Origin of the sequence: Azospirillum himalayense (assembly GCF_042657465.1) — a bacterium.
GTDB classification, from domain to species: Bacteria; Pseudomonadota; Alphaproteobacteria; order Azospirillales; family Azospirillaceae; genus Azospirillum; species Azospirillum himalayense.
In genome coordinates, this window is sequence record NZ_JBHSLC010000012.1 from 53,935 (window position 1) to 71,324 (window position 17,390).

General features: G+C 66.6%; 17 protein-coding genes. All 17 read right to left on the reverse strand.

Annotation, left to right across the window (positions count from 1 at the left end; genetic code table 11):
* Positions 1-24: 24 nt before the first annotated feature.
* Entirely contained in the window at positions 25-423 is a 399-nt protein-coding gene (locus ACFPMG_RS10355) for a hypothetical protein (RefSeq protein WP_376995052.1), read from the reverse strand.
* Positions 424-431: 8 nt separating this feature from the next.
* A complete protein-coding gene (locus ACFPMG_RS10360; RefSeq protein WP_376995053.1) occupies positions 432-1,316 on the reverse strand; it encodes a hypothetical protein in 885 nt (294 codons plus the stop codon).
* Positions 1,317-1,730: 414 nt separating this feature from the next.
* Complete coding sequence (locus tag ACFPMG_RS10365; RefSeq protein ID WP_376995054.1) at positions 1,731-2,330, reverse strand: DNA-3-methyladenine glycosylase I; 600 nt, start codon at positions 2,328-2,330, stop codon at positions 1,731-1,733.
* A gap of 25 nt (positions 2,331-2,355) precedes the next feature.
* Positions 2,356-2,604: a DUF1467 family protein gene (locus ACFPMG_RS10370; RefSeq protein ID WP_014240138.1), complete on the reverse strand. Its 249-nt coding sequence runs from the start codon at positions 2,602-2,604 to the stop codon at positions 2,356-2,358.
* 17 nt (positions 2,605-2,621) lie between these two features.
* A complete protein-coding gene (mce, locus tag ACFPMG_RS10375; protein WP_376995055.1) occupies positions 2,622-3,026 on the reverse strand; it encodes a methylmalonyl-CoA epimerase in 405 nt (134 codons plus the stop codon).
* Between the two features lie 33 nt (positions 3,027-3,059).
* Positions 3,060-4,778 (reverse strand): ribonuclease J, encoded by a 1,719-nt coding sequence (locus ACFPMG_RS10380; RefSeq protein WP_376995056.1) that lies wholly within the window; start codon positions 4,776-4,778, stop codon positions 3,060-3,062.
* A complete protein-coding gene (locus ACFPMG_RS10385; RefSeq protein WP_376995058.1) occupies positions 4,775-5,548 on the reverse strand; it encodes a type III pantothenate kinase in 774 nt (257 codons plus the stop codon). The genes ACFPMG_RS10380 and ACFPMG_RS10385 overlap by 4 nt, the downstream gene beginning before the upstream one ends.
* Positions 5,549-5,551: 3 nt before the next feature.
* Positions 5,552-6,346: a biotin--[acetyl-CoA-carboxylase] ligase gene (locus tag ACFPMG_RS10390; protein WP_376995059.1), complete on the reverse strand. Its 795-nt coding sequence runs from the start codon at positions 6,344-6,346 to the stop codon at positions 5,552-5,554.
* Entirely contained in the window at positions 6,343-7,791 is a 1,449-nt protein-coding gene (gene nuoN / locus ACFPMG_RS10395; protein ID WP_094306017.1) for an NADH-quinone oxidoreductase subunit NuoN, read from the reverse strand. Before nuoN ends, ACFPMG_RS10390 begins: the two co-directional genes overlap by 4 nt.
* 10 nt (positions 7,792-7,801) lie before the next feature.
* The gene (locus tag ACFPMG_RS10400) at positions 7,802-9,328 is read right to left on the reverse strand and encodes an NADH-quinone oxidoreductase subunit M (RefSeq protein WP_376995060.1); all 1,527 of its coding nucleotides are present in this window, start codon (positions 9,326-9,328) and stop codon (positions 7,802-7,804) included.
* A gap of 24 nt (positions 9,329-9,352) precedes the next feature.
* Positions 9,353-11,440 carry an NADH-quinone oxidoreductase subunit L gene (nuoL, locus tag ACFPMG_RS10405; RefSeq protein ID WP_376995061.1) on the reverse strand — a complete coding sequence of 696 codons (2,088 nt, stop codon included), beginning with the start codon at positions 11,438-11,440 and terminating at the stop codon, positions 9,353-9,355.
* A gap of 9 nt (positions 11,441-11,449) precedes the next feature.
* Positions 11,450-11,758: an NADH-quinone oxidoreductase subunit NuoK gene (nuoK, locus tag ACFPMG_RS10410; RefSeq protein ID WP_014240130.1), complete on the reverse strand. Its 309-nt coding sequence runs from the start codon at positions 11,756-11,758 to the stop codon at positions 11,450-11,452.
* A 2-nt stretch (positions 11,759-11,760) separates the two neighbouring features.
* Positions 11,761-12,375 (reverse strand): NADH-quinone oxidoreductase subunit J, encoded by a 615-nt coding sequence (locus tag ACFPMG_RS10415; RefSeq protein WP_014240129.1) that lies wholly within the window; start codon positions 12,373-12,375, stop codon positions 11,761-11,763.
* A 36-nt stretch (positions 12,376-12,411) separates the two neighbouring features.
* Complete coding sequence (gene nuoI / locus ACFPMG_RS10420; protein ID WP_014240128.1) at positions 12,412-12,900, reverse strand: NADH-quinone oxidoreductase subunit NuoI; 489 nt, start codon at positions 12,898-12,900, stop codon at positions 12,412-12,414.
* A 93-nt stretch (positions 12,901-12,993) separates the two neighbouring features.
* A complete protein-coding gene (gene nuoH, locus ACFPMG_RS10425; RefSeq protein ID WP_014240127.1) occupies positions 12,994-14,004 on the reverse strand; it encodes an NADH-quinone oxidoreductase subunit NuoH in 1,011 nt (336 codons plus the stop codon).
* A complete protein-coding gene (gene nuoG, locus ACFPMG_RS10430) occupies positions 13,997-16,081 on the reverse strand; it encodes an NADH-quinone oxidoreductase subunit NuoG (protein ID WP_376995062.1) in 2,085 nt (694 codons plus the stop codon). Before nuoG ends, nuoH begins: the two co-directional genes overlap by 8 nt.
* A 15-nt stretch (positions 16,082-16,096) precedes the next feature.
* Complete coding sequence (nuoF, locus tag ACFPMG_RS10435; protein ID WP_376995063.1) at positions 16,097-17,389, reverse strand: NADH-quinone oxidoreductase subunit NuoF; 1,293 nt, start codon at positions 17,387-17,389, stop codon at positions 16,097-16,099.
* Position 17,390: the final 1 nt, after the last annotated feature.

A 17,390-nucleotide genomic window follows, 5' to 3' on the forward strand; every position in this document is an offset into this window, starting at 1 on the left:
GCGTGCATCCGGGGGTGGACCGGCCTAACGGACGGTGCGGCAATAGGCGTAGACCTCGGTCTCGCTCGGCGCGCCGATGGGCTGGCCGTTGAAGTAGAGCCGGTTGGCGTACCAAGTCAGATAGCCGACCTCGACGCCCGGCGCGGCCGCGCCCTGCGGCACTGGGAAGCCCATGCGGCGGGCGAAATCCACGGTCACGGGGATGTCGAACCGCTCCAGCGGCGGCGCGGCCCCCGCCGAGCCCGGCAGGTCGGCGGGAGCCACCGCCTTGCCGTTCACGTCCACGCCCGGCGTGTGCTCCACCCCCGGCGCCGGGCGGTGGGCCGTCAGGAACCGGCAGGCGGACAGGTCGATCGGCTGCGCCGCGGCCCCATTGGACAGCGTCAGAAACGCGACGAGAAGGGGAACGGAGCGGCGGATCATGGCGGACCTCAGCCTTGGGCGGCGGCGGATTGCTTCATGGACTTCCAGTAGGTCGCGAGATAGGGCATGCCCTTCTCGGCCTCCTCCTGGGTGCGGGCCGACTGGCGGATGTACTTGCCGAGGAAAGGCTTGTTCACGAATTCCATGTCGACGGCCGCCTTCAGCACCAGGAACTCGCCGATCCGGTCCGGCAGATTGTAGTGCCATTTCTGCAGGCAGTCCGAAGTCACCCCCGGCTTGGCCTGATCCTGGCCCGACAGGTAGAATTCCTGGTGATGGTATTGGTTGATCTCCTTCCAGGCCTGGAAGATGCGCGCCGGCTTGACGCGGACCAGCCCCTTCAGCACCTTGATATCGTCATGGAACAGCGGCAGGTAGCCGCGGCGCTCCGCCTGCTCGTTCAGCATGGTGTAGAGGCCGGCCATGACATCGCCCTCCGCGCCCTGCTCGCTGGCCTTCCTTTCCGGCTTGTCCGCCTTGCGCCCGAACAGCGAGGCGAAGAATCCCTTCTTCTTGGCCGGCGCCGACCCGCCGCTGTCCGCCCCCACCTTCCGCTCGTCCCACAGCGCGTCCCAGGCGTAGTCCCAGGCGGTGAAGACGGCGTTGGAGCGGTCGTCGAGCACGGTCAGCAGATAGTCCCGCCCGTCCCGCGGCCAATCCACATCGCCGACGATGGCCCGCACCGGACGGCGGCTGAGCAGGACCGGGAAGATCCCGACGCGCACCAGTTCGGCGTAGATTTCCTGAAAGGACGGGGTCAGGGCAAAGGGGAGCTTGGCCGCCGGCTGCTCTTCGGGGGTCAGCAGTTCAAGACTTTTGCGAGTGCGGTCGAGCAGTTCGGTGGTCAGAATGGCCGCAAACTGCTCGAACTTCTCATTGTCACCCGCGGTCATCGGCGCCTCGACATCGTTCTCCCCGCTGACGGTCGCAAGCCCGGCTGCGAATGCCGACGCGCTTGAATCCAAAGTCGGAACGGACGCTTGCCCGCTTCCTGCACAGTGGATCAGCTATAGCCGATAAAGGGTTAATTCATTCTGTACCGAAGCACAACGCTCCGTCCACCTATGAACGAACGTCGGCGCGGACATCGTGAGCCGACCGGGACGAAAAAAGGACCGCGCGGCGATCGCGGCGCGGCCCGAAGTTTAGGGAGGAATCGCCACCAGGCGTCGGAAAAGAGGGAAGAACCCCCTCTCGTCACACAAAGTACATTGAACCCCACCTCCCCCGATGACAAGACGGAATCTGGAATACACCAAGTCGTCACCAAAGAATTCGCAAATTTTGCCCAATACATGGGCGGTTGATTACGTTATAGGCTGCATTATGCCCGAATTATGGGCTTCGTATCCTGCGAACCCCTGCCGAACAGCGGCCATCCAGGGCGGATCGAGCGCGGCGACCGTGGGCCAGACCGGGCAATGGGCCTGATGCGCGCCCGGCAGATAGCCGAGACTCATCAGGAATTCCCCGGTGATCTCGCCGCCGGTGAAGCGGAAGGTGCGCTTGAACAGCCGGACCCAGTCCGCCTTGCTCAAGGGGTGATGGGCGCGCAGCCAGCCGTCGAAAGACCCGTGCGTCCCGCGCAGGGCTATGATCCGCCGCGCGTTCTCGATGGCGGCGTCGATCTTCAGCCGGTTGCGGATGATGCCCGGATCGGCGAGGAGCCGTTCCCGCTCCGGCTCGCCATAGGCGGCGACGCGGTCGATGTCGAAGCCGTCGAAGGCGGCGCGAAAGGCCTCGCGCTTCTTCAAGATGGTCAGCCAGGACAGGCCCGCCTGGTTGATCTCCAGAACCAGCCGTTCGAACAGCACCCGGTCGTCGGCGCTGGGGAACCCGTACTCGGTGTCGTGGTAGGGGCCGTGATGCGCGTGGCCGGGCGCCGCGTCGCAATAGGTCAGGCTCACGCGAAGGCTCCATCCGGGAGGGGGATCAGTGCGGCTTGGCCATCTCGCGGAAGGAAATCAGGTCCGACTGCACGATGCCGAAGATGACCAGCCAGACCACCGCCGCGACCAGGGTCGTGGCGGCGAATTTCAGGAGGATGCGCGGGCGCTCCGGCGCGCTGCTCGCCATGCCGGGCTCGGGCTGGGCCGGGGTGCGCACGCCCCAGGGCAGCACCGCGAACAGCACCACCCACCAGACGACCACATAGACGCTGATGCCCGTCACCCAGCCCATCGCAGCCTCCCTCCGTCTCAGGCCTGCTCCAGCTCGACCAGGGTCCCGCAGAAGTCCTTGGGATGCAGGAACAGAACCGGTTTGTCGTGGGCGCCGATCTTCGGCTCGCCGTCGCCCAGAACGCGGGCGCCCTGCGCCTTCATCCGGTCGCGGGCGGCCAGGATGTCGTCCACCTCGTAGCAGATGTGGTGGATGCCGCCGGACGGGTTCTTTTCCAGGAAGCCGGCGATCGGCGATGTCTCGCCGAAGGGATGGAGCAGCTCGATCTTGGTGTTGGGCAGCTCGACGAAGACGACGGTGACGCCGTGCGGCGGCAGGTCCGCCGGCTGGGACACCGCGGCGCCCAGCGTGTCGCGGTAGAGCGCGGTCGCCGCCGTCAGATCCGGCACGACGATGGCGACGTGGTTCAGCTTCCCGATCATGGGTCCTCCCGAAAGGCGTAAAGTCGGAAACGCTTATACACGGACGAGGTGCACGTCCGTCACCGGCTTCTTGCCGTGCGTCGCGTTGAAGCAGCGGCGGACGGCGATGCGGGCGGCGGCGCGCACCTGCTCGTCGTCGGCGCGGGTCGATTTGGGCATCTCGGCGACGGCCTCGCGCACCGCATCCACGACGTCGAGCAGCATGTCGCGGTCCGCCGAGTCGTCGAGCAGCCCCATCACCGCGATCTGCGGCGCGGTCACCAGCTCGCCTTTGCCGTTCATCACCAGCGTGACGACGGCGGCGCCGTTGTGGACCATCCGGTGGCGCGCCCGCATCAGCCCGGTGTCGAGCGGGATCAGGCGCTTGCCGTCCAGCGCCATGCGGCCGGAGCGGACCTGGGCCACCACCCGCGGCGGCGCGTCGGGCGCCAGCCGGATCAGGTCGCCGTTGCCGGGGATCAGCGCCTCCGGCACCTGGCAGGCGCGGGCAAGCTTCGCGTGTTCCAGCTGGTGGCGTTGCTCGCCGTGGACCGGCAGGGCGATGCGCGGGCGCACCCATTGGTACATGCGGACCAGCTCGTCCTGCGCCGGATGGCCGGACACATGGACCGGCGCCTCGTCGGCGGTGACGATGCGGATGCCCTGCCCGACCAGCAGGTTCTGCATGCGGCCGATGGCCCGTTCATTGCCCGGGATCTCGCGGGAGGAAAAGACCACCACGTCGCCGCGCTGCAGCGACACCTGGGGATGGTCGTCCGACGCGATGCGGGCGAGCGCGGAGCGCGGTTCCCCCTGGCTGCCGGTGCAGACCAGCACCAGCTTGTCGCGCGGCACGTAGTTGGCGTCATGCTCGGTCAGAAAGGCAGGAACGTCGGCAAGGTAGCCGTTAGAGCGCGCGGCCTCGTTGATCCGCCACATCGACCGCCCGACCAACGCGACGTGGCGCCCGTGCGCCGCCGCCGCGTGGGCGATGCTCTCCAGCCGCGCGACGTTGGTGGCGAAGCAGCTCACCGCGACGCGCACGTCCGGAAACTGCCCGATCAGCTCGGTCAGCGTCTTGCGCACGCTGCCTTCCGACCCGGAACTGCCGGGCACCAGAGCGTTCGTGCTGTCGCCGACCAGCGCCAGCACTCCCTCATCGCCGATCGCGCGCAGCCGCTCCTCGTCGGCCGCCTCCCCCACCAGCGGTTCGGGATCGAGCTTCCAATCGCCGGTGTGCAGCACGGTGCCGGCGGCGGTGCGGATCGCCAGGGCGTTCGGCTCGGGGATGGAATGGGTGACCGTCACATACTCGACGGAGAAGGGGCCGACCTCGATGGTGCTGCCCAGCGCCACCTCGTGGACCGGCACCACCCCGGCCAGCCCGCGCTCGTGCAGCTTGGCGCGCAGCACGGCGGCGGTGAAGGGCGTGCAGTAGACGGGCACGCGGAGCTGCGGCCACAGATACTGGATGGCCCCCAGGTGATCCTCGTGCGCGTGCGTCACCACGATGCCCACAAGGTCGTGCCGGCGCTCCGCGATGAAGGCGGGGTCGGGCATGATGACGTCCAACCCCGGCATGGTGTCGTCCGCGAAGGAGATGCCGAGATCCACCATCAACCACTTGCCGCGATGGCCGTAGAGGTTGAGGTTCATGCCGATCTCGCCCGAACCGCCCAGCGGCAGGAAGTAGAGCGCATCGTCCTCGGGAGCGAACAGGTCGCCGTCTCCCTCGACCGGGTGGACGGAGGGAGCGGAGTCGGGATGGGTCATTGGGCCGTGTTGCGCTTGTGGATCAGGAGGAGGCCGCGCAGCGTGAGTTCGCTGTCGGTGTGTTCGATTACATGGGTTGCCTTGGCGAAAAGCACACCCAGCCCTCCGGTCGCGACCACCGTCATCGGCTCGCCGTACTCCGCCCGGATGCGGGTGACCAGCCCTTCGATCAGGCCGACATAGCCCCAGAAGACGCCGGACTGCATGCACTCGACGGTGTTGGTCCCGATGACGTGGCCCGGCTGCTGGATCTCGACGCGGGGCAACTTGCTCGCCGCCATCTGCAGCGCCTCCAGCGACAGGTTCAGACCGGGCGCGATGACGCCGCCGCGGTAGTTGCCGTCGCGGTCGACCACGTCGAAGGTCGTCGCCGTGCCGAAGTCGATGACGATCAGCGGCGTCCGGTAGGTGGCCGCCGCCGCCACCGTGTTGACCAGCCGGTCGGCACCGACCTCGTCGGGCCGGTCCACCAGCGCCCGCGTGCCGAGATCGACCCCCGGCTGGCCGACCACCAGCGGCTCGCAGCCGAAATGATCCTTGCACAGGCGCTTCAGGTTGAAGGTGGCGCCGGGCACCACGCTGGCGATGATGGCGCTGTCGATGTCCGCCGGGCCCAGCCCCTTCAGCGCCATCAGGTGGGTCACCCACACCATGTATTCGTCGGCGGTGCGCTTCTTGTCGGTCGCCGTGCGCCACAGGCCGCGCTGTTGGTCGCCCTCATAGATCGCGAACACCACGTTGGTGTTTCCGGCGTCGATGGCGAGCAGCATCTCTCAGGTCTCCACCGCGGGTGGGAAAAACACGTCTCCGGCGGCGATGCGCTGGCGCCCCGCCCCGTCTTCCCGATCAAGCAACAGAACGCCGTCGCTGTCCAGATCGGCGAAGGTACCGGTCAGCGTTCGGTCCGGCAGACGGACGACGATGGGCTCACCCAGACCCCGCGCCCGTTTCAGCCAGGCGTCGCGCACGGGGCCGAAGCCATGCTCCGCCCACACCCCGTACCAGCGTGCCAACTGCTCCGCATAGATTTCCAGCAGGACCGCGGGCTGGAGCGCCGGGGCGCCCTCCGCCGCCAGCGAGGTGGCCGCGTAGTCGGTGCCATCGGGAAAATGCCGCAGGTTGATGCCGACGCCGAGCACCAGCCAGGAGACCCCTCCCCCGGCGGCCGCCTCCGACTCGAGCAGGATGCCGGACAGCTTGCGGCCATGCACCAGCACGTCGTTCGGCCATTTGCAGCGCACGCCGTCGGGATCGGGAAGGACGGCGGCGGCGGTGTCGGCGATGGCGAGCGCCGCCACAAACGAAATCTGCGCCGCCTCGGCCGGCGGGCGCGAGGGACGCAGTATGGTCGAACTGTACAGATTGCCTTCCGGCGAGGTCCAGACCCGGCCGCGGCGGCCGCGGCCCGACTCCTGCCGCTTGGCCCAGACGATGGTGCCCTCGGCAGCCCCTGAACGCGCGAAGGCCTTCGCCTCGTCGTTCGTGCTGCCGACGGAGTCGAAGGCCATCACCCGGAAGCCCGGAGGCAGGCGCAAGCGCGCCGCCTCCGCTTCGTTGCCTGCCGTCATCCGGCGAACAGCGAGGCCGCCGCCGCCGCCGCGTAGTTCAGGATCGGCGCCGGAACCACGAAGAACAGCAGGGTGAACAGGCCGGTGGCGATCAGGATGCCGGTCATCCCGTCGTCGCCGATCTTGTCGAACGCCTCCACCGGCTCATCGAAGTACATGATCTTGATGATGCGCAGATAGTAGTAGGCACCCACGACGCTGGTCAGCACACCGATCACCGCCAGCGTGTAGAGCTGCGCCTCGATGGCGGCGAGGAAGACGTAGAGCTTGCTGAAGAAGCCGGCCATCGGCGGGATGCCCGCCATGGAGAACATGAACACCGCCATCGCGCCCGCCAGCAGCGGGTTGGTGCGCGACAGGCCGGCGAGGTCCTTGATCTCCTCGACCATGCGGCCCTGCTGCTTCATGCACAGGATGACCGCGAAGGTGCCGATGTTCATGACGATGTAGACCGCCATGTAGATCAGCACGCCGCGCACGCCTTCCTGGGTGCCGGACGCGAGTCCGACCAGGGCATAGCCGACGTGGCCGATCGAGCTGTAGGCCATCAGCCGCTTGATGTTGCTCTGGGTGATCGCCGCGAAAGCGCCGAGCGACATCGAGAGGATCGAGCTGACGATGATGATCTGCTGCCACTGGTGAGCCAGATGACCGAACGGCTCGATCAGCAGGCGGGTGAACAGCGCGATGGCGGCGACCTTCGGGGCGGCGGCGAAGAAGGCCGTGACCGGGGTCGGCGCGCCCTCATAGACGTCCGGCGTCCACATGTGGAACGGAACTGCGGAGATCTTGAAGGCCAGGCCGGCGGCGACGAAGACCAGACCGATGATGACGCCCACCGACGGATGCGCGCCGCCGGCGAACAGGGCGGCGATCTTGTCGAAGGAGGTCGTGCCGGCAAAGCCGTAGACCATCGAGGCGCCGTACAGCAGCATGCCCGAGGAGAGCGAGCCAAGCACGAAGTACTTCAGGCCCGCTTCCGAGGACTTGGCGCTGTCGCGGCGGAAGGCGGCGATGACGTAGAGCGCGAGGCTCTGAGTCTCCAGCCCGACATAGAGGGAGATGAGGTCGTTGGCCGACACCATCATCAGCATGCCGAGCGTGGCGAAGAGCATCAGCACCGGGAACTCGAACCGGGCCATCTTCTCGCGCTCGTTGAAGCCGAGCGCGAGGAGGACCGACAGCGAGGCGGCGACGAGGATCAGCACCTTCATGAAGACGCCGAAGGCGTCCATCACGAAGAGGCCGTTGAAGGTGACGACCCGGCCGGTGCCGTAACCCATGGTCAATATGGCGGCCAGCAGCAGCGCCACCATCGTCATGTAGCCGATGGGGCGCGTGAAGCCGTCGCCGCGGAACACGCCGATCAGCAGCAGGGCCATGCCGGCGCAGGCGAGGAAGATTTCCGGCAGGGCCGGCCAGATGTCGGGAAACACAGCGGTCATGTCGGAACCTCTAGCGCGCGGCGACGGAGACGTCGGCCCCGCCCTGAGCGGCGGCCAGCTTGGTCTGATAGGTCTGGATCAGCTGCCCGACCGACGCCGAAGTGACGTTCAGGAAGGTGTTCGGATAGACGCCCATCCACAGCACCACGACGATCAGCGGCAGGAAGATGGCAACCTCGCGGGTGTTCAGGTCGAACATCGCGCGGACGTCCGCCTTGACCAGCTTGCCGTACACGACGCGGCGGAACAGCCACAGCGCGTAAGCCGGACCCAGGATCAGGCCGGTGGCGGCCAGGAAGGCGACCCAGGTGTTGTCGCGGAAGGCGCCGAGCAGGACCAGGAACTCGCCGACGAAGCCGGAGGTGCCCGGCAGGCCGACCGAGGCCATGGTCATGAACAGGAAGACCACCGCGTATTTCGGCATGTTCTTCACCAGACCGCCGTAGCGGGCGATCTCGCGGGTGTGCAGCCGGTCATAGACGACGCCGACGCAGAGGAAAAGCGCGCCCGAGACGATGCCGTGCGACAGCATCGTGAAGATCGAGCCCTCGATGCCCTGCTGGTTCAGCGCGAACATACCGATGGTGACGAAGCCCATGTGGGCGACGGACGAGTAGGCGATCAGCTTCTTCATGTCCTCCTGCGCCAGGGCGACGAGGGAGGTGTAGATCACCGCGACGATCGACAGGGCGTAGACCATCGGAGCGAAATACTCGGTCGCCTCCGGCAGCATCGGGATGTTGAAGCGCAGGAAGCCGTAGCCGCCCATCTTCAGCAGCACGCCGGCCAGGATGACCGACCCGGCGGTCGGCGCCTCGACGTGGGCGTCGGGAAGCCAGGTGTGGACCGGCCACATCGGCACCTTCACCGCGAAGGACGCGAAGAAGGCCAGCCACAGCCAGAGCTGCATGTTGCGCGGGAAATGGGTCGCCGTGATCGTCGGGATGTCCGTCGTGCCGGCCGCGAAGTACATGGCCAGGATGGCCAGCAGCATCAGGACCGAGCCGAGCAGCGTGTAGAGGAAGAACTTGAACGCCGCGTAGACGCGCCGCGCACCGCCCCAGACACCGATGATCAGGAACATCGGGATCAGCACGCCCTCGAAGAACATGTAGAAGAGGACGAAATCCAGCGCGCAGAACATCCCCACCATGAGGGTTTCCAGCACGAGGAAGGCGATCATGTACTCCTTCACCCGGTTCTGCACCGCCTCCCAGGAAGAGAGGATGCAGAGCGGCATCAGGAAGGTGGAGAGGATGACGAACAGCATCGAAATGCCGTCCACACCCATGTGGTAGGAGATCCCGAATTCGGGAATCCACTCCGCCTTCTCCACGAGCTGGTAGCCCGGGTTGCGCGGGTCGAAGTTGAACCAGATGAACAGCGACAGGACGAAGGTGATGACCGTCGTCCAGAGCGCGACGTAACGGACGTTCCGAACCACATCCGGCGTGTTGCCCCTGCAGAAGAGCAGGATCAGCGCCACACCGGCCAGCGGCAGGAAGGTCGTGAACGACAGGAGCGGCCAGCTAGCCATTGTTCTTGTTCCCCTTCAAACCGCTCAACCGAACACCGAGAGCCAGGCGACCAGCAGCACCACGCCGATCACCATCGCGAAGGCGTAGTGATAGACGTAGCCCGACTGGAGGCGGCTGGCGCGCGCCGCGACGTCGCGGGTGGCGGCGGCGATACCGTCCGGACCGACACCGTCGATCACGGCGCCGTCGCCGGATTTCCACAGGCCGTAGCCCAGATACTTGGCCGAGCGCACGAACAGACGGTCGTACAGCTCGTCGAAATACCACTTGTTGTACAGGAACTGGTGCACGCCACGGAACGTGGTCGCGACCTTCTCCGGCAGGCCCGGCATCGCCATGTACATGATGTAGGCGAGCGCGATGCCGATCAGGCCGACGACCAGCGGAGCCAGCTTAACCCAGCCCGGGGTGTGGTGGTGGGCCGCCTCGATGCTGTTGTTGTCCGCCAGCACCAGGATGGTCTTGCCCCAGAAATGCTCCATGCTGTGACCGATGAACAGCTCGTGGAAGCCAAAGCCGGCGAACAGCGCGCCCAGCGCCAGGACGGCCAGTGGGATCAGCATGACCAGCGGCGATTCATGGGCGTGGTCGAAGACCGACTTCTCCATCCGCGGCTTGCCGTGGAAGGTCATGAACAGCAGGCGCCAGGAGTAGAAGGCGGTCAGCAGGGCCGCGGCGATGCCGAGTGCGAAGGCGAACTTGCCGACCGGGCTGGCCGAGGCGAAGGCCGCCTCCAAGATCATGTCCTTGGAGTAGTAGCCGGCGAAGAAGGGCAGACCGGCGAGCGCGAGGTTGCCGATCCACATCACCGCGTAAGTGAAGGGGATCTTCCGCCAGACGCCGCCCATGTTGCGCATGTCCTGCTCGTGATGCAGGGCGTGGATCACCGAGCCGGCGCCGAGGAACAGCAGGGCCTTGAAGAAGGCGTGCGTGAACAGGTGGAACATCGCGGCGCCGTAGGCGGAGACGCCCGCGGCGAAGAACATGTAGCCGAGCTGGCTCATGGTCGAATAGGCGATGACGCGCTTGATGTCGAACTGGGTGAAGCCGATGGTCGCCGCGACGAAGGCCGTCAGGGCGCCGACCACGGCCACGATCTCCAGCGCCGTCGGGGCGTATTCGAAGACCGGGGACAGGCGGCAGACCATGAACACGCCGGCGGTCACCATGGTGGCCGCGTGGATGAGCGCCGACACCGGGGTCGGGCCTTCCATCGCGTCCGGCAGCCAGGTGTGAAGGCCGAGCTGGGCCGACTTGCCCATGGCGCCGATGAAGAGCAGCAGGCAGGTGACGGTCAGCGCATCGATGTTCCAGCTGAGGAAATGCAGCGTCTGGCCGACCAGTTCCGGCGCCTTGGCGAAGATCGCATCGAACTGGACGGAGCCCGTCAGCACGAAGATCGCGAAGATGCCGAGCACGAAGCCGAAGTCGCCGACGCGGTTGACCAGGAACGCCTTGATCGCCGCGTTGTTGGCCGAGGGCTTCTCGTACCAGAAGTTGATGAGCAGGTAGGAGGCGAGACCGACGCCTTCCCAGCCGAAGAAGAGCTGCACGAGGTTGTCGGCCGTCACCAGCATGAGCATGGCGAAGGTGAACAGCGACAGGTAGCCCATGAAGCGCGGCTTCTGCGGGTCCTCGGCCATGTAGCCGATGGAGTAGAGGTGGACCATCGACGACACGGTGTTGACCACCACCAGCATGACCGCGGTGAGCTGGTCGACGCGCAGCGCCCACGACACGTCCAGGCCACCGCTGCGCATCCAGCTCATCAGCTCGATCGTGCGCGGATGCCCGCCGACGGCGACGTCGAAGAACAGCACCCAGGACAGGATCGCGGAGAGCAGGACGGCACCGGTGGTGACGAACTGCGCGGCGCGGTCGCCCACGGTGGGCGGCCCGGCGACGACGTGATGGTCGTCGTGGCCGTCTTCGTGATGCTCGTCGTGAGCGTGCGCGTCATGCGCATGGGCGTCGTGGCCATGACCGTGGTCATGCCCATGGTGATCGTGGCCGCCGGCGTGCGCCGGCTCCGCCTTCGGCCCGCCGAACAGGGCGATGGAACCCGCGACGAGGAACGCCAGGAGCGGGAGGAATACGACAAGGACTTCCATGGCGCTGCCTTAGCCCCTCATCAGATTGATGTCTTCGACCCGGATGGAGCCGCGGTTGCGGAAGTACACCACCAGGATGGCGAGACCGATGGCCGCCTCGGCGGCGGCGACGGTCAGGATGATCATGGAGAAGACCTGCCCGACCAGATCGTTCAGGAAGACCGAGAACGACACCAGATTCAGGTTCACGGCGAGCAGCATCATCTCGATCGACATCAGGATGATGATGACGTTCTTCCGGTTGAGGAAGATGCCGAGGACACCGAGCGTGAAGATGATGGCCGAGACCGTCAGATAATGCCCGAGACCGATTTCCATGATCACACGCCCTCCCCGGTCGGCACCTTGCGGATGGCGACCACGTCCTCGCGCCGACGGGCGAGCTGGGAGCCGATGTTCTGCTTCCGGACACCCTCGCGCTGACGCAGGGTCAGGACGATGGCGCCGATCATGGCGATCAGCAGCACGAGGCCCGACGCCTGGAACAGATAGACGTAGTGGGTGTAGATCAGCTGGCCGAGCTGCTCGGTGTTGGTCGCACCGGCCATCGCCGCGACCGGAGCCGAGGCGGCCTTCTCCGCCGCCGGCGCGATGATCCAGCCGCCGAGCACGGCAGCCAGCTCGGCCAGCAGGATGAGGCCGATCAGACCGCCGATCGGCAGGTACTGAAGCGCGCCCGCCCGCAGCTCGCGGAAGTTGATGTCGAGCATCATCACCACGAACAGGAACAGCACCGCGACCGCACCCACATAGACGATCACCAGGATCATCGCGATGAACTCGGCCCCGAGCAGCACGCACAGGCCGGCGGCCTGGAAAAAGGCCAGGACCAGATAAAGGACCGAATGAACCGGATTCCGCGCCGAGATGACCATCACACCGGAGGCCACCAGCAGCGCGGCAAAGACGTAGAAGGCGATGCCTTGAACAATCATCGTTATCCCCGTTTCCGCTTACCGCACTGCAACGACTTACCGGTACGGCGCCTCGGCCGCGAGGTTCTGGGCGATTTCCGCTTCCCAGCGGTCGCCGTTCGCCAGCAGCTTCTGCTTGTTGTAGAAAAGCTCTTCACGGTTCTCGGTGGAGAACTCGAAGTTCGGACCCATCACGATGGCGTCCACCGGGCAAGCCTCCTGGCAATAGCCGCAGTAGATACACTTCGTCATGTCGATGTCGTAGCGCGTGGTGCGGCGGCTGCCGTCCTCACGCGGTTCGGCCTCGATGGTGATGGCCAGGGCCGGACACACCGCCTCGCACAGCTTGCAGGCGATGCAACGTTCCTCGCCGCCGGGATACCGGCGCAGGACATGCTCGCCGCGGAAGCGGGGGCTGATGGGGCCCTTTTCGAACGGGTAGTTCAGGGTCACCTTGGGCTTGAACATGTAGCGCAGGGTGAGCCCGAGGCCGCCCAACAGTTCGGTCAGGAACAGGCTGCGCGCCGCACGATCGAGGAACGCCATGGCCTCTTCGTCTCCTTCCTAGCGGGCGCCCCTTCCGGGTGACGCCCGCGCTTTCTCTTTGAAACTCGATCCGATGGTCCGTTCAGGCGCCGGTCACTTGGGCAGCCAGCCGAACGTCACCAGCACGCCGGCCGTCAGCACGACCCACAGCAGCGAGAACGGCAGGAACACCTTCCACCCCAGGCGCATCAGCTGGTCGTAGCGGTAGCGCGGCATGGTCGCGCGGACCCACACATAGACGAACAGGCAGAAGGCAATCTTCAGGGCGAACCAGATCGGGCCGGGGATCCACGTGAAGGGCGCGAACGGCAGCGGCGGCAGCCAGCCTCCCAGGAACAGGATGCTGGTCATCGCGCTCATCAGGATCATGTTGGCGTATTCGCCAAGGAAGAAGAGCGCGAAGGGGGCCGAGCTGTATTCCACCATGAAGCCGGCGACCAGCTCCGACTCGCCTTCCGGCAGGTCGAAGGGGGACCGGTTGGTTTCCGCCAGCGCCGAGATGAAGAAGATGACAAACATCGGCAGCAGCGGGATGGCGAACCAGATCGTCTCCTGCGCCTCGACGATCTTCGTCAGGTTCAGCGAGCCGACGCAGAGCAGGACGGAGATGATGACGAGGCCCATCGAGACCTCGTAGGACACCATCTGCGCCGCCGAGCGCAGCGCGCCGAGGAAGGCGTAGCGCGAGTTCGACGCCCAGCCGGCCATCACGATGCCGTACACGCCCAGCGACGAGATCGCGAACAGGTACAGGATGCCGACGTTGATGTCGGCCAGCACCATGCCGTAGTCGAAGGGAATGACCGCCCAGGCGACCAGCGCCAGGAAGAAGGTCAGCATCGGCGCCAGATAGAACACGAAGCGGTTCGCGCCGACCGGCAGGATCTGCTCCTTCGCGAACAGCTTCAGGCCGTCCGCGAAAGGCTGCAGAAGCCCGAACGGGCCGACGATGTTCGGACCCTGGCGGAGCTGCATGGCGCCCATGATCTTACGCTCGGCGTAGGTCATGAAGGCCACGGCCACCAGGAGCGGCACGACGATCGCCAGGATCTTGAGGACGATGATGATCAGCGGCAGCAGGAAGCCGCTCCAGAACTCAGCCATGGGTACCGGTCCTCTCCTGAGCGCTCTCGGCGGGCTTCACGGCGGGCTTCACGAACGTCTCGGCGCAGCGAGCCATGGTCACCGAGGCGCGGCTGATCGGGTCGGTCATGTAGTAGTTCGCGACCGGCGACTGGAACGGGGCCGCGTCGAGCGCGCCCTCCGCGCCGAACAGCGCCCAGGGGGCCGGCGTGACCGTGCCGACCGCCGCGAAGACCGGGTTGATCTCGGCCAGACGGCGCCGGATCTGCGCCAGGCTGTCGTAGGGCAGCTTGTGGCCGAGCTGTTCCGACAGGGCGCGCAGGATCTTCCAATCCTCCCGCGCCTCGCCGGGCGGGAAGGTGGCGAGACGCGCCTGCTGCGGGCGGCCCTCGGTGTTGACGTAGAGGGCGTTCTTCTCGGTGTAGGCGGCACCCGGCAGGATGACGTCGGCGCGGTGGGCGCCCTTGTCGCCGTGGTGACCCTGGTAGACCACGAAGGCGTTGCCGAGGGCGGCGGTGTCGATCTCGTCGGCGCCCAGCAGGTACACCACGTCGATCTCGCCCTTCCCTGCCCCCTCGACGATGCCGGCGGTGCCGCGACCGCCCTCGCCCGGCAGGAAGCCGATGTCGAGGCCGCCGACGCGGGACGCCGCCGTGTGAAGCACGTTGAAGCCGTTCCAGCCGTCCTGAACCATGTTGAAGGTCTCGGCCAGCTTGCGCACCGCGGCCTGAACGGCGGCGCCGTCCTTGCGGCGGAAGGCGCCGGCGCCGAGGATGACCATCGGGTTCTTGGCGCCGCGCAGCACGTCGGCGAAGGCGTGCGTGCCGTCGACGAGCTGCTGCAGGGCGTCGGAGCCCGTGCCGAGATGGCTGTACGGATAGGTCAGCTCGCGGGCCTCGCCGATCACCGCGACCTTCAGGCCGCCCATCAGGTAGCGCTTGCGGATGCGGGCGTTGACGATGGTGGCTTCCCAACGCGGGTTGGTGCCGACCAGCAGGATGACGTCCGCCCGCTCGATCCCGGCGATGCCGCTGTTGAACAGGTAGCCGGCGCGGGACGACGTGTCGAACAGGGCGCCGTCCTGGCGGCAGTCGATGTTGGCCGAGCCGAGGCCGGCCATCAGCTCCTTGAGCGCCAGCATGGACTCGGTGTCGGCCAGATCGCCCGCGATGGCGGCGATGCGGTTGCCCGGGACACCCTTGACCTTGGCGGCGATGGCCTGGAAGGCCTCGGCCCAGGTCGCCGGCTGGAGCTTGCCGTCCTTGCGGACGTAGGGGCGGTCGAGACGCTGGCGCTTCAGCCCGTCATAGGCGAAGCGGGTCTTGTCGGCGATCCACTCCTCGTTGACGTCCTCGTTGACGCGCGGCAGGACGCGCATCACCTCGGGCCCGCGGGTGTCGACGCGGATGTTCGAGCCGACCGCGTCCAGCACGTCGACCGTCTCGGTCTTGCGCAGCTCCCACGGACGGGCCGTGAAGGCGTAGGGCTTGGACAGCAGGGCGCCCACCGGACAGACGTCGGCGAGGTTGCCCGACAGCTCCGACCCGATGGCCTTCTCGACGAAGGTGGTGATCTCCATGTGCTCGCCGCGGTTCACCGCGCCGAGGTCGGGAACGCCGGCGATCTCGTTCACGAAGCGGATGCAGCGCGTGCAGTGGATGCAGCGCGTCATCTCGGTCCGGATCAGCGGCCCCATGTACTTGTCCTGAACGGCGCGCTTGTTCTCGCCGTAGCGGCCACGGTCGAAACCGTAGGCCATCGCCTGGTCCTGGAGATCGCACTCGCCGCCCTGGTCGCAGATCGGACAGTCCAGCGGGTGGTTGATCAGCAGGAATTCCATGACGCCCTTGCGGGCCTTGTGCACGAGCTCGGTGTTGGTCTTGACGACCATCCCGTCGCCGCAGGGCATGGCGCAGGCGGCCACCGGCTTCGGCGCGCGCTCCATCTCCACGAGGCACATGCGGCAGTTCGCCGGCACGCTCAGACGCTCGTGGTAGCAGAAGCGCGGGATCTCGATGCCCAGCTGTTCGCAGGCCTGCAGGATCGAGGTGCCCGGCTCGACTTCGATCTCGATCCCGTCGATGGTGAGTTTCGGCATGGGAAACCGGGCTCCTTACTCGGCCGCCAAGGACTTGGCGGCGTTGCGGTAGTCGAGGATGCGGCGCTCGACCTCCGGCCGGAAATGCCGGAACAGGCCCTGGATCGGCCAGGCCGCGGCATCGCCGAGCGCGCAGATGGTGTGCCCCTCGATCTGCTTGGTGACCTCCAGCAGCATGTCGATTTCCTCGACGCGCGCGTTGCCGGTCACCATACGCTGCATGATGCGGTTCATCCAGCCGGTGCCCTCGCGGCACGGCGTGCACTGGCCGCAGCTCTCATGGGCGTAGAACTGGGACAGGCGGGCGATGGCCTTCACCACGTCGGTGGACTTGTCCATCACGATCACCGCCGCGGTGCCCAGGCCCGAGCGCACGTCGCGCAGGCTGTCGAAGTCCATCAGGACCGTGTCGCAGATCGACTTCGGCAGCAGCGGCACCGACGAACCGCCGGGGATGATCGCCAGCAGGTTGTCCCAACCGCCGCGCACGCCGCCGGCGTGCTTCTCGATCAGCTCCTTCAGCGGGATGCCCATCTCCTCTTCCACGTTGCACGGCTTGTTGACGTGCCCGGAGATGCAGAAGAGCTTGGTGCCGGTGTTCTTCGGACGGCCGAGACCGGCGAACCACGCGGCGCCACGGCGCAGGATGGTCGGAACCACCGCGATGGATTCGACGTTGTTCACCGTGGTCGGGCAGGAATAGAGACCGGCCTGGGCGGGGAACGGCGGCTTGTTGCGCGGCTGGCCCTTCTTGCCCTCGATGGACTCGATGAGCGCCGTCTCCTCGCCGCAGATGTACGCGCCGGCGCCGCGGTGGATGAAGATGTCGTAGTCGTAGCCGGTGCCGCAGGCGTTCTTGCCGATCAGCCCCGCCTCGTACGCCTCGTCGATGGCGCGCTGGACGTTGGAGCCCTCGTTGTAGAACTCGCCGCGGATGTAGATGTAGCAGGCCGACGCGCCGATGGCGAAACCGGCGATCAGGCAGCCCTCGATCAGCTTGTGCGGATCGTGGCGCAGGATGTCGCGGTCCTTGCAGGTGCCCGGCTCGCCCTCGTCGGCGTTGATGACGAGGTAGACCGGCTTGTCCGTCACATTCTTCGGCATGAAGGACCACTTCATGCCGGTGGAGAAGCCGGCGCCGCCGCGCCCGCGCAGGCCGGATTCCTTGACCTGCTCGATGATCCATTCCTTGCCCTGGGCGATCAGGGCCTTGGTGTTGTCCCAGTCACCACGCTTCCGGGCGGCGTTCAGGCCGAAGCTCTGGTAGCCGTACAGGTTGGTGAAAATGCGGTCCTCGTCGCGAAGCATC